Origin of the sequence: Mycolicibacterium gadium (assembly GCF_010728925.1) — a bacterium.
Classification (GTDB): domain Bacteria; phylum Actinomycetota; class Actinomycetes; order Mycobacteriales; family Mycobacteriaceae; genus Mycobacterium; species Mycobacterium gadium.
Genome location: NZ_AP022608.1, coordinates 1,256,543 through 1,268,425, shown reverse-complemented (window position 1 = coordinate 1,268,425; position 11,883 = coordinate 1,256,543). Strand labels below are relative to the sequence as shown.

Sequence of the window (11,883 nt, the reverse complement as noted above, 5' to 3'; positions counted from 1 at the left end):
GGCAGCCCGGGGTGTTGCGGACAGGAGGTTGGCGTGCGTCGCTTCTTTCTGATGCTTATTCCGTTGGCGCTCATCGCCGTTGGGGTGCTGTGGCCGGTCGTGTTCCGCCCGTCGTCGGAGGCGTCTGACGCCGACGACCCGGTGGTCTTCAGCAACTACGACGTGGATCTCATCGTCAGTGCCGGCGGGCGCCTCGACGCGGTGGAGACGATCACCGCCGAATTTCCCGGCGGTCGGCACGGGCTTTTCAAGTACTGGGCGGTCGACAACCAGAACGATCCGGGGGTGCGGCAGGTCCCGGAGATCACATCGATCCTGGTCGACGGCGAACCGGCGCCCTACCAGATGCTCTGGGAAGGCGGCGAGCGGTTCCGCGTGGCGAAGATCGGCGATCCGGACGAGTACCTCAGCTACGGCACGCATGTCTTCGAGATCCGCTACAACATCGACGGTGTCCTCGATCCGGGGACAACCGGCGCCGACATGAAGTTCGCCGACTCCACCGGCAACGACTCGATGTCACCGTCCGTGTTCTTCTGGAACGTCATCGCGCAGGCGTGGAACAACGAGATCGATCGTGCAGAGATCTCAGTGACCCTGCCCGGCGACGTCGGACGCGCCCAGTGCTCCGTCGGCTTCGGCATCGGCCGCGCCTGCGACGATCTGACCGTCAGCGGCAACAGGATCGAGTTGTCGGCGTCGAACCTGGCGCCGCGGACCCCGGTGACGCTGCGCGCCGGCGTCGACGTACCGACCCCGCCTCGCAACGAGGTGCCGTGGTCCTTCGCCTGGGATCGCGTCCTCGGCCAGTCGGTGGGCGGCGTGCTGTGGGTGCTCGCGCTCACCGTCGCGGGCGCACTCGGCGCAATCCTGTACTACCGCACCACCGTTGAGCCCTCGCCCGGGTTCCCGCTGCAATATGGGCCGCCGCCCGGACTGGGTCCGGTGCAAACCGAATACATCCGCACCGAAAGCGTGCCGAAGAGCGGCCTGACCGCCACGCTGTTCTATCTCGCCGACCGCGGTCTGATCCACATGCGGCAGGTCAACGACAAACAGTGGAACATCCGCAGCAAGGCCGCGGACTGGGACGCGTGGGCAGGCATCGATCCGGTCAGCGTCGCGGTCGCAAAGGCGCTCAACGTGCAGGGCCCCGGCCGGGAGTTCGAGGCCAAGCAGACCGCCACAGCGGGCAAGAAGCTCAGCAAGGCCAAGACGGACATGGCTGAGGAGGTTCAGAAGTGGGCCTTCGACAACGGGCTGATGGTCAAGCGCAAGAAGGAACTGTGGGTGCGCACCGCCAACGCGATCGCCTTCATTCTCATGCTGTGCGCCTTCTTCCGCTGGGGCTTTCCGACCACGATGTGGGCGCTGCCGTTCGCGGCGTTCTTCCTGTTCTCCTCGGCGTCCTGGAAGGACGGTGTGGGTACCAGGCGAACCGAGGCCGGCCGCGAACTTTGGTCGCGCGCAGGCGGATTCCACCGCATGCTGACCACCGACTCGTCCGAGGCGCGGTTCGACTTCGGGGCGCGCAAGGATCTCTACATGGCCTACGTGCCGTTCGCGGTGGCCGCCGGCGCCGCGGCGTTGTGGGCGAGGAAATACGAGACGACGACGGGTACCGTTGCACCGCAACCCGATTGGTATGACTCGCCCTCGCAGAGGAGCTCCGGCTTTGTCGGAGGCTCCGGTGGCCCGGACTTCGACAGCTTCGAGTCCGCGTTGTCGTCGTCGATCGGTGCATACACTGCGTCGCAGTCGTCGTCCTCCAGCGGGGGCAGCAGTAGCGGCAGCTTCAGCTCCGGTGGCGGCGGTGGAGGCGGCGGTGGAGGAGGAGGCGGATCATGGTGAGGTTGCTGCTCGTCGTCGTGCTGGTGCTGGCGCTGTCGGCACTGATCATCTTCGTGTTGGGCTACAACAAGATCCGCTCGGCGCACGTACGGGTGGCCGAAGCCCTCTCCGGCATCGACGTCGAGCTGACCCGGCGGGCGTCGCTCATACCGAGCCTCGTGCACACGGTGCAAACGTTCGCGGTCCACGAAAAGGGCATTCTCGACCACGTCACCAACGCTCGCGCCGCGCTGACGTCGGCGACGAGCGGCCCGTCGGTAGCCCAGCGCAGCGCCGCCGAGAAGGATCTGGATTTCGCGCTGGCGCCGCTGCTGGCGCTCGGCCAGAGCTATCCGCAGCTCAACTCGTCGAACAACTTCCTGAACCTGCAGGACAACCTGGCCGACACCGAGAACAAGCTGGCCTTCGCGCGTCAGTACTACAACGATTCGGTGGCCACCCTGAACGGGTTGATCACCACCATCCCCTGGATGTTCGTTGCGCCGCTGACCGGTGTTGGTGAGCAGGAGTACTACCAGACGCCTCGCTGATTTTTTTCCGGGTAGGCGCTTCTAGACTGGCGCGGTGCGTCTTGTCTTCGCAGGCACCCCCGAGCCCGCCGTGCCATCGTTGGCGCGGCTCGTGGAATCGCCGCGCCACGAGGTCGTCGCTGTGCTGACCCGCCCCGACGCCGCGGCCGGCAGGCGCGGCAAACCGTCACCGTCGCCGGTGGCACGATTCGCCATGGACCACGACATCCCCGTGCTGCAGCCGACCAAGCCCAACTCCGAGGAGTTCGTCGAAGAGTTGGCCGTGCTGGCACCCGAGTGCTGCGCGGTGGTCGCATACGGCGCTCTGCTGCGCGAGGGACTGCTCGCTGTGCCCAAGCATGGCTGGATCAACCTGCATTTCTCGCTGCTGCCGGCCTGGCGCGGTGCGGCCCCCGTGCAAGCAGCCATCGCCGCCGGCGACACCTTGACGGGCGCCACCACCTTTCAGATCGAACCCGCGCTCGACTCGGGACCGGTGTACGGCGTGGTCACCGAAACCGTCCGACCCACCGACACTGCGGGGGAACTGCTTGAACGGCTGTCGATCTCGGGTGCGGCGTTGTTGGCCACAACCCTGGACGGCATCGCCGACGGATCGCTGACGGCCGTGCCGCAACCGTCCGACGGCATCACCATCGCGCCCAAGATCACCGTCGAGGAGGCCCGGGTGCGATGGGACCTGCCCGCGCACGTCGTCGAGCGCCGTATCCGCGCGGTTACGCCGAACCCCGGCGCGTGGACCATGATCGGGGATCTGCGAGTGAAGGTCGGGCCCGTCAGCGTCGAGCAGTCCGCGGACACGCTGCCACCCGGGGCAATCCGAGTCGAACGTAAGGGCGTGCACATCGGCACCGGCTCGCAGCCCGTCGCGCTCGGTGTCGTCCAGGCCCCGGGAAAGAAGCCGATGAATGCCGCGGACTGGGTCCGCGGGGCACGCCTCGACGAAAACACGCGGGCCCAATGACCAGGCCTCGACATAACAAGCGCCCTACGCGCCGTAAGCCGCTCGACCCGGCCCGTCGCGCCGCGTTCGACGTTCTTCGCGCGGTGTCGGAGAAGGATGCCTACGCAAACCTTGCGCTCCCCGCTATGTTGCGCGACCGCGGAATCACGGGGCGGGACGCCGCCTTCGCGACCGAGCTCACGTACGGCACCTGTCGCACCCGCGGCCTACTCGACGCGATCATCGCTGCGGCAGCGGGACGATCCCCGGACAATATCGATCCGGTGTTGCTGGATCTGCTGCGCCTAGGCACCTACCAGCTCATGCGAACCCGCGTCGAACCGCACGCGGCGGTGTCGACCACGGTCGAACAAGCTGGTGTCGAATTCGATTCAGCACGAGCAGGTTTCGTCAACGGTGTGCTGCGCACGATCGCGGGCCGCGACGAGGCGAGCTGGGTGAGCGAGCTGGCCCCTGACGTCACCACCGATCCCATCGGTCATGCGGCATTCGTGCACGCGCATCCCCGCTGGATCGCGCAGGCCTTCGCCGACGCGCTCGGCGCCGAAGCCGGACAGCTGAACACACTGTTGAGCAGCGACGACGAACGGCCTGTTGTCCATCTGGCCGCACGCCCGGGGGTGCTGACCGCGGCGCAGCTGGCCGAGCAGGTCGACGGTACCGTCGGCCGCTACTCGCCGTATGCGGTGTACCTGTCGGGCGGCGATCCGGGCCGGCTCGCCGCGATCCGAGACGGTGCCGCGCTCGTTCAGGACGAGGGCAGCCAACTGGTCGCCCGCGCCCTGACACGTGCCGAGCTGGACGGCCCGGACACCAAACGCTGGCTGGACCTGTGTTCCGGGCCCGGCGGCAAGACGGCGCTGCTGGCGGCGCTTGCCGACGGTGGCCGGGTGACCGCGGTCGAACCGGCCGAACGCCGCGCCGAACTCGTCGAGCAGAACACCGCGGGGCTGCCGGTCGATGTGCTTCGCGTTGACGGCCGGGATCCGGGGCTGGATCCCAACTTCGATCGGGTGCTGGTCGATGCACCCTGCACCGGGCTGGGCGCGCTGCGGCGCAGGCCCGAGGCGCGCTGGCGTCGGGTGCCCGGCGACGTCCCGCAGTTGGCCAAATTGCAGCGCGAGCTGCTGGCCTCGGCGATCCGGCTCACCCGGCCGGGCGGTGTGGTGCTGTATGCGACCTGCTCGCCGCATCTCGCCGAGACAGTGGGCGTCGTCGCCGATGCGCTGCGTCGTCATCCGGTGACAGCGCTGGACACCCGGCCGCTCTTCGCGCCGGTCGACGACCTCGGTGCCGGGCCGTACGTGCAGTTGTGGCCGCACCGGCACGGCACCGATGCGATGTTCGCGGCGGCGCTCAAAGTAGGGTGAGGCCATGCCGAAGCCGCTGATCGCGCCGTCGATTCTGGCCGCCGACTTCGCCGAGCTGGGCGACGAGGCCGCCGCAGTGGCCGGTGCGGACTGGCTGCACGTCGACGTGATGGACAACCACTTCGTGCCGAACCTCACCATCGGGTTGCCGGTCGTCGAAGCCCTACTGAAGCGGACCGACATCCCGATGGACTGCCATCTGATGATCGAGAATCCCGAGCGCTGGGCGCCGCCGTACGCCGAGGCGGGCGCCTACAACGTGACGTTTCACGCCGAGGCGACTGACAACCCGGTCGGCGTGGCACGCGACATTCGCGCCGCGGGCGCGAAGGCCGGGCTATCCGTCAAACCCGGCACGCCGATCGAGCCGTATCTGGAGATCCTGCGGGAGTTCGACACCGTGCTGATCATGTCCGTCGAGCCGGGATTCGGTGGCCAGAAGTTCATCCCCGAGGTACTGCCGAAAGTCGGCACCATTCGCCGACTCGTCGACGCAGGGGAGCTGACGATCGTGGTCGAGATCGACGGCGGCATCAACGCTGACACCATCGAAGAGGCGGCGCTGGCCGGAGTGGACTGCTTCGTGGCCGGCTCGGCCGTCTACAGCGCGGCGGACCCCGCCGTCGCTGTGGAGTCGTTGCGCCGCCGGGCGGCAGACGCATCCACCCATCTTCAGCTATGAACCTCGAGGCCGCGATGCGGCTGGCGATCGAACAATCGAACCGCGTCAAGGGCGCGACATATCCCAATCCGCCGGTGGGCGCGGTGATCCTGGACAGCGACAACGACGTCGCCGGTGTCGGGGCGACCGAGCCGCCGGGAGGCCCGCACGCCGAAGTGCTCGCGCTGCGCAGGGCGGGGGAGCGCGCCGTCGGCGGCACGGCGGTGGTGACGCTGGAACCGTGTAACCACCATGGCCGCACTCCGCCCTGCGTGGATGCGCTTGTCGCGGCCGGTGTTTCGGCGGTGGCATACGCCGTCGCGGATCCGAACCCGGTAGCGGCGGGCGGGGCGTCGCGGCTGGCCGACATCGGACTCGACGTGACCGCGGGCGTGCTGGCTGATCACGTCGCCGGTGGACCGTTGCGGGAGTGGTTACACAAACAGCGCACCGGGCAGCCGCACGTGACATGGAAATTCGCCACCAGTGTCGACGGTCGAAGCGCCGCGGCGGACGGCTCCAGTCAGTGGATCACCAGCGAGGCAGCGCGCGCCGACGTGCACCGCAGACGCGCTGTGGCCGACGCGGTGCTCGTCGGCACCGGTACGGTGTTCGTGGACGACCCGCTGCTGACCGCGCGGTTGCCGGACGGCACCCTGGCGGAACGCCAGCCGTTACGCGTGGTGGTGGGGGAACGCGAAATATCCTCTGAAGCAAGGGTTCTGAATGACGACTCGCGGACGATGGTGATCAGGACCCGAGATCCGCACGAGGTCATCAAGGCGCTGTCGGACCGGACGGATGTGCTGCTGGAGGGCGGACCGACTTTGGCGGGCGCGTTTCTGCGCGCCGGCGTGATCAACCGCATCCTGGCCTACATCGGCCCCATTCTCTTGGGCGGCCCGATCACCGCCATCGATGACGTCGGCGTGCTGTCGATCGCGCACGCGCAGCGCTGGCGGTTCGACAGTGTCGAGTCGATAGGGCCCGACGTGCTACTCAGCCTGGTGCCGAATTAGTCGGCTTCAGGTTCGGAATCGGGATCGGTGTTCAGCGGTCGGTGCTCGATCAGATCGCGCACACCGCCGAGGCCAAGGCGCTCGCGGAAGGCGCGCACGGTATAGCCGATGACCGTCGCGTCGGTGCGCGCCCGCACCGTCGCCGAGCGGGGCAGGTGGAACACCGGCCCGATCTCGCCGAGGTAGTCGCCGCGCTTGGCCAGCTTCTGCAATTCCTCACCACCGCTGGCCAACTCGCGGACGATCTCGAGCTCACCCTCGGAGACGACGTAGATCAGTTCGCCCATAGTGCCCTGCTCGAAGAGCACGTCGCCGGCCTCCAACTCGATGGTGTCGGGGGCGCGGTCCGTCGACGCGAAATCCGGAACGAGTTCGACGACGCGATCGGCCAGCGGCAGAATCCGGCTGTCATGGGTCGCGACGACGACCATCCGGTCGCCGCTGGCCAGTTCGCGGATGAGCCGCAGTACCTCCTCCACCTGAATGAAGTCCAGGTGTGCGGTGGGTTCGTCAGCCAGTATCAGCGGCGGATCGAGAGCTATCGCACGTGCGACCGCCACTCGCTGCTGTTGGCCCCCGCTGAGATCACCCGGACGATGAGACATCCGCTCCTCCAGGCCGACGCGCGCAAGCAGTTGTCCGGCGCGCTTGTGGGCCACCCGGCGCGGTTGGCCCGCCGCGAGGAGCGGCACCATGACATTCTCGAGCGCGGTGAGACTGGGCACGAGGTTGAACGCCTGAAAGACGATGCCTACGGTTTCGCGTCGGTAATTCGAAAGCTCATGGCCTTCAAGCGATGTCACGTCGACGTTGCCAAACTTGATGGCGCCCGAAGTCGGCTTCAAGATGCCGCCGAGACACGACAGGAGCGTCGTCTTGCCGCACCCGCTCGGGCCCATCAGAATCACCAGCGAACCGGCGGACACATCGAGATTGAAGCCGTCGATGGGGCGGACGGTGTCGGCGCCACTGGCGTATTCGACCACCAGGTCCTGAATGCTGAGATCGCCCAAGAGTCAGGGACCTCCGAACGCGAGGGCGGGGTCCACGGCGACCGCCCGGTGCAAACCTGTTGCGCTGGCGATCAACCCGATGACTATGGCGATGACAGGCAACGCGACGAATGCCTCGCCGGGCACGATTACTTGCATAGGGAACAAGGGTCCTAGCAACATGGAGAGCCCAGCGCCGACGAGCGCAGCGAGCAGCGCAACGATGACCGCCTGCATCGCGAGCCCGGCCGCGATGGATTTGGTGGGCACCCCAATCGCCTTGAACACCGCGAAGTCTCGGAGACGCTCGAGTGCCGACAGATAGATCACCGAACCCACTACGAGCGCGGCGACCACCCACAGCAGAACGGCCACGATCGTGATCGAATTGACGGCCACCTTCAGCGGCCGAAGCAGATCTTCGACGGCGCCCTCGCGGTCGATTGCGCGGTATCCGGGGGGCGCCTCCTCGAGTGTGCCGCGCACACCGATCGATGCGACGAGGGGTTCGCCCGCGTACACCAGTTGCTGGGCGCCCTCGGTGGTGAGGAACACGTTAGGCAGATTCGCCAGCGCGGTGGAGTTCTCGACGATGCCGACGATGCGCAGCTTCCGCGAGGCGATTTCGACCTCGTCGTCGACGCCCTTGCCCAGCGTGGAAGAAACCGCCACTTCGTCCCGTGTCGACGGCGGTCGGCCCGCTGAGACCGCTGGCATGCCGGGGCCGTTCTCCGGCGCCCCGAAGATGTCCACATTTCGCGTCGAACCGTCGAGCGTGGCAGTTCCGCCTGCATAGGCGAGGGGTGCGGCTGCCTCCACGCCGGGCGCGTTAGCGATCCTGCGCAGCTCCACCGGCGCATACGGCGTCGCCCCGACGAACGGACCTGACGCACCGGCCTTGACGATGAAAAGGTCGACGCCGAGAGAATCGACGGTCTTGTCGGCCTCCACGCGGAACCCGTTGGCCAGACCGGTGAGAACGAGTGTCATCGCGAAGATGATCGCGGTCGACAGGATCGCGATGACGAATCGCCGTCGTCGCCACTGCATGTCGCGCAGCGCGGCCATCAGCATGCTGGCGACGTTACCGACGGTTGCACGTTCGCGGGTCGGGTTTGGCTACGATGTGACCTTTGAAACAGCCCCGACCAACGCCTCGCAGAAGGCGGGCAGGTCATCGGGTTTGCGACTCGAAACCAATGTGTTTGGGCCGCGCGAGCATTCGACGACTTCGTCGTCGACCCAATTTGCGCCGGCGTTGACGAGGTCCGTTTTGACGCTGGGCCATGAGGTGAGCGTGCGGCCGCGCACCACATCGGCCTCGATCAGCGTCCACGGCCCGTGGCAGATGACCGCGACGGGTTTTCCTTCGTCGAAGAAGCCCTTGGCGAAGGCGACGGCATCGCTGTTCGTGCGTAGAAAGTCGGGATTGGCGACACCGCCAGGCAGCACCAGCGCGGCGTAGTCGGACGCGGACACGCTGCCAGCAGCCTTGTCCGCCTCGAACGTGTCGGCCGGCGTCAAATGGTTGAAGCCTTGGACCTTGCCGACTTCGGTCGACACGAGTTCAGGTGTCCCGCCTGCCTCTTCAACCGCCTTCCACGGTTCGGTCAGTTCGACCTGCTCAACGCCTTCGGGCGCGACCAGGAACGCAATAGTCTTGCCATTCAGTGAAGTTGCCATGAATTGTTGTCCTTTGATCGTCGCTTTTTCACGCATACCCGGCGTGGTGAGCAACAAACAGGGCCGTTCAGGTCGGTACACTCGTACCAGAGTCGGCCAATTTGGTTCGGCTGTGATTTCTGCCGGATATCGCGCTTTCACCGACGAGCTGCGCGGGTGAGCACGAGCGAAGGACGACGAGCATGACTGCATTGCAGGACTGGCTCTGTGATCGGCCAATGGATCCCCGAAACCTCAAGACGTTGATCCGGGACGCGATCAGGGGTCTGTCGGGCGATGAGCCCCATTCACTGCCCGAGCACACCCTGATGGGCAGGGGACTCGAGCGCTGTTGACCCGGATTCACTCGGGTCGGCGATGGCCCCCGGGTTGTTCCAGGCGGGCCGTGTCATCCGCAGACTGCCTCGAAATATGGTGTGTCGGCGTCTCGATCGCCTGAGTCGGGTTGTCATCAGCTGGTGAACCGACCCGCACCCGCTGCGGACCGTCTTCGACGGGTTCGGGCTCGTCAGCGTGCTCGTCACGACCGCTGATCAGCAGGGCGATGGCGGCCCCGACGATGCACACCAGACACGTGATCTTGAAAATTTCGCCGTACTGCAGGACGTACGCCTGGCGGGATGCCTCGCTGACTCGGGCGGTCGCGGCGACGATGAGGCCACCCGGGGAGTCGGCGTCCGCGGGCGGCAACGCCGCGAGGCGCTCCTGCAGGTATTGATTGAACTTGTACAGGCCCCATGCGGACAGCGCCGCAACACCGATGAGCATGCCGATCATCCGGGCAACCACGACGGCCGCCGAGGCGATGCCGTGCTGAGCGGCGGGAACCACCCGCAGGGTCGCCGACGTCAGCGGGCCGATCACCAGACCCAACCCCAGGCCGGCGATCGCGAGATCGGTGTCCAGCATCGGCAGCGAGATGAAGCCGAGGTCATGACGGGCCGAGAGCACGTCCGCGGGCCAACCCGAGACCAGGTAGTAGCCACCCGCGGCGATCAACAGCCCGACGCACGCGACGATCCGGTCGCCGAGCTTGGTGGCGATCCAGCCGCCGAGCAGAGCCCCGATCGGCAGCGCGACAAGGAACCGCAGCAGCAGCAGGGCGGCCTCGATCTGGTCCTTGTCGAGCACTCCCTGACCGAACAACTCGACGTTGACGAGCGTCACCATCAGGGCGGCGCCCGCGACCAGCGAGGCGCCCAGCGCCGCGAGGAACGGCCGGAAGTGCACGCCTGCGGGCTCGATCAGCCGGGTTTTTGCGAACCGCTCCCACACGAAGAACGCCACGGCCGCGATGAGAGCGCCGATGAGCAAAATGACACCGTTGCGCGGCAATACCTCTTTGCCGTCCGGGGCGGGGTTGTAGAGGCCCCAGGTCGCCAGGCCCAGGGTCAACGCGAGAAGCAGACCGCCGACGACGTCGATCTTCTCGGGATTCTCGGGTTTCTGACGAGCAGGCAGGCTGAAGTGGATCATCACCATGGCGACGAGCGCGAGCGGCACATTGACCCAGAACACCGACTGCCAATGGCCGAACGCCCAGAGCAGCAGGATGCCGTAGATGGGTCCGAGCACACTGCCGAGTTCCTGGGCGGCGCCGACGCCGCCGAGCACCGCGGCACGTTTGCGGCTCGACCACAGGTCGGCGGCGAGCGCCAGCGTGACCGGGAGCAGCGCACCGCTGGCAATGCCCTGGATCAACCGCCCGATGACGAGAATGTCGAGATCCGTCGACATCGCCGTCACAACAGAGCCGACGGCGAAACCGGCAAGGCTGACCTGCAACAACATCTTTCGACCGAACCGGTCGGATGCCCGGCCCAGCAGCGGCATCGCCGCGATGTAGCCGAGCAGGTACACGGTGACGATCGGTGTCACCCGCTGGATCTGGTTCACCGCGATGCCGACATCGTTCATGATGTCGCGAATGATCGTGATCACGACATAGGTGTCGAGAGCACCGAGCAGCACCGCTAGGCTGCCCGCGCTGATCGCGATGCGCCGACCGGCGGTCACCGGCTGCGCGGTTTCGGTCGAGGCCTGCATCAGACCGTCGGCTTGTTGACGGTGACCGGCTTGCCCCAGTCAGAGATCGTGATCGTGACGGATTGGCCCTGGGCGGGCTCCATTTTGACCTGAACCAGTTCGTGGTCGCCTTCTTCGGCGATCCATGCCGTGCCGGGGATTGGCTCGGTCACCGCGAGCTGCGGCGCGATCGCGTTCACGGCGTCGACGCTGATCTTTCCGGTCACACGAACCGTCTTGACGCCGTTGATGGTCTCGCGGCCCTCGGCCTTGGGATCGGAGAAATTGGATATGACGTTGCCCACACCCTTCTCGGGAGACAGGAGCGCCGACACGTCGTATACATCGGCGGCGGGCCCGAAGTCCTGGTAGGTGCCTGCCGTGATGGCGGCATACAAGGTGCCGTCGACGACGACGAAGCCGACGCCCTCGAGGCGGGTGCCCAGGAACGAAAGGTTGGCCTTGCCCTCCGCGGCGACGGCGGGCTTGAGGGTCAGATCGCCTTCAAGCGACTCGATCGGGAGGGCCGCGATCTCGCCCTGCACGGTGAGTAGAAGATGAGCGCTCGTCTGGCTCTTGGTGGTCTCGGCGGACTGCTGCAGCAGCGTCGCGGCGTCGGGCAGGTTCGAGTTGTCCTCGGAGCTTGAGCACCCTGCGAGCAGAGCGACGGAAGTAAATAGCGCGGCGAAGATCGCCAAGAGGCGGGTCGGCATGAGTGCATCGTAGTGGGTGGGCTCACCAGCAGACGGGGGCCGGGCGCGCGCGGGAGCTCAGAAGTGGCCGATGAG

12 protein-coding genes are annotated in these 11,883 nt (G+C 66.7%); 7 read left to right on the top strand and 5 right to left on the bottom strand.

The genetic code is table 11. The features are described from left to right. Positions 1-33 precede the first annotated feature (33 nt). From G6N36_RS06160 to ribD, 6 genes are read left to right on the top strand one after another with little or no spacing between them, the layout of a single operon-like run. A complete protein-coding gene (locus G6N36_RS06160) occupies positions 34-1,851 on the top strand; it encodes a DUF2207 domain-containing protein (RefSeq protein ID WP_372512394.1) in 1,818 nt (605 codons plus the stop codon). After that, positions 1,845-2,381, top strand: coding sequence for a LemA family protein (locus G6N36_RS06155; RefSeq protein WP_163685690.1), 537 nt, complete (start codon positions 1,845-1,847; stop codon positions 2,379-2,381). The genes G6N36_RS06160 and G6N36_RS06155 overlap by 7 nt, the downstream gene beginning before the upstream one ends. Positions 2,382-2,415: 34 nt before the next feature. Further along, positions 2,416-3,345: a methionyl-tRNA formyltransferase gene (fmt, locus tag G6N36_RS06150; protein WP_163685689.1), complete on the top strand. Its 930-nt coding sequence runs from the start codon at positions 2,416-2,418 to the stop codon at positions 3,343-3,345. Then, on the top strand, positions 3,342-4,715 hold the full coding sequence (locus tag G6N36_RS06145; RefSeq protein ID WP_163685688.1) for an RsmB/NOP family class I SAM-dependent RNA methyltransferase: 1,374 nt from the start codon (positions 3,342-3,344) through the stop codon (positions 4,713-4,715). Before fmt ends, G6N36_RS06145 begins: the two co-directional genes overlap by 4 nt. A 4-nt stretch (positions 4,716-4,719) precedes the next feature. Beyond that, complete coding sequence (gene rpe, locus G6N36_RS06140) at positions 4,720-5,397, top strand: ribulose-phosphate 3-epimerase (RefSeq protein WP_163685687.1); 678 nt, start codon at positions 4,720-4,722, stop codon at positions 5,395-5,397. Then, a complete protein-coding gene (gene ribD, locus G6N36_RS06135; RefSeq protein ID WP_163685686.1) occupies positions 5,394-6,395 on the top strand; it encodes a bifunctional diaminohydroxyphosphoribosylaminopyrimidine deaminase/5-amino-6-(5-phosphoribosylamino)uracil reductase RibD in 1,002 nt (333 codons plus the stop codon). The genes rpe and ribD overlap by 4 nt, the downstream gene beginning before the upstream one ends. On the opposite strand, the gene G6N36_RS06130 is transcribed toward ribD, so the two are convergent. The 3 genes from G6N36_RS06130 to G6N36_RS06120 are packed head-to-tail and all read right to left on the bottom strand — an operon-like array spanning position 6,392 to position 9,070. Then, positions 6,392-7,408: an ABC transporter ATP-binding protein gene (locus tag G6N36_RS06130; RefSeq protein ID WP_163685685.1), complete on the bottom strand. Its 1,017-nt coding sequence runs from the start codon at positions 7,406-7,408 to the stop codon at positions 6,392-6,394. The genes ribD and G6N36_RS06130 overlap by 4 nt on opposite strands. Before the next feature lie 3 nt (positions 7,409-7,411). Further along, entirely contained in the window at positions 7,412-8,461 is a 1,050-nt protein-coding gene (locus tag G6N36_RS06125) for an ABC transporter permease (protein WP_163685684.1), read from the bottom strand. A 45-nt stretch (positions 8,462-8,506) separates the two neighbouring features. Next, entirely contained in the window at positions 8,507-9,070 is a 564-nt protein-coding gene (locus tag G6N36_RS06120; RefSeq protein ID WP_179964907.1) for a type 1 glutamine amidotransferase domain-containing protein, read from the bottom strand. A 182-nt stretch (positions 9,071-9,252) separates the two neighbouring features. Here G6N36_RS06120 and G6N36_RS29380 point away from each other — a divergent pair, with 182 nt between their 5' ends. Continuing rightward, positions 9,253-9,405 carry a hypothetical protein gene (locus G6N36_RS29380; RefSeq protein WP_170311108.1) on the top strand — a complete coding sequence of 51 codons (153 nt, stop codon included), beginning with the start codon at positions 9,253-9,255 and terminating at the stop codon, positions 9,403-9,405. 7 nt (positions 9,406-9,412) lie between these two features. On the opposite strand, the gene G6N36_RS06115 is transcribed toward G6N36_RS29380, so the two are convergent. Together G6N36_RS06115 and G6N36_RS06110 are read right to left on the bottom strand one after the other, a co-directional pair. Continuing rightward, the gene (locus tag G6N36_RS06115) at positions 9,413-11,116 is read right to left on the bottom strand and encodes an MFS transporter (RefSeq protein ID WP_163685683.1); all 1,704 of its coding nucleotides are present in this window, start codon (positions 11,114-11,116) and stop codon (positions 9,413-9,415) included. Then, a complete protein-coding gene (locus G6N36_RS06110) occupies positions 11,116-11,808 on the bottom strand; it encodes an LppX_LprAFG lipoprotein (RefSeq protein ID WP_163685682.1) in 693 nt (230 codons plus the stop codon). Before G6N36_RS06110 ends, G6N36_RS06115 begins: the two co-directional genes overlap by 1 nt. Between the last annotated feature and the right edge of the window lie 75 nt (positions 11,809-11,883).

Coding starts and splice junctions, on each gene's coding strand:
- G6N36_RS06125 (WP_163685684.1), bottom strand. CDS start 8,461: ATGCTGATGGCCGCGCTGCGCGACATGCAGTGGCGACGACGGCGATTC.
- ribD (WP_163685686.1), top strand. CDS start 5,394: ATGAACCTCGAGGCCGCGATGCGGCTGGCGATCGAACAATCGAACCGC.
- G6N36_RS06120 (WP_179964907.1), bottom strand. CDS start 9,070: ATGGCAACTTCACTGAATGGCAAGACTATTGCGTTCCTGGTCGCGCCC.
- G6N36_RS06155 (WP_163685690.1), top strand. CDS start 1,845: ATGGTGAGGTTGCTGCTCGTCGTCGTGCTGGTGCTGGCGCTGTCGGCA.
- rpe (WP_163685687.1), top strand. CDS start 4,720: ATGCCGAAGCCGCTGATCGCGCCGTCGATTCTGGCCGCCGACTTCGCC.
- G6N36_RS06145 (WP_163685688.1), top strand. CDS start 3,342: ATGACCAGGCCTCGACATAACAAGCGCCCTACGCGCCGTAAGCCGCTC.
- G6N36_RS06110 (WP_163685682.1), bottom strand. CDS start 11,808: ATGCCGACCCGCCTCTTGGCGATCTTCGCCGCGCTATTTACTTCCGTC.
- G6N36_RS29380 (WP_170311108.1), top strand. CDS start 9,253: ATGACTGCATTGCAGGACTGGCTCTGTGATCGGCCAATGGATCCCCGA.
- G6N36_RS06115 (WP_163685683.1), bottom strand. CDS start 11,116: ATGCAGGCCTCGACCGAAACCGCGCAGCCGGTGACCGCCGGTCGGCGC.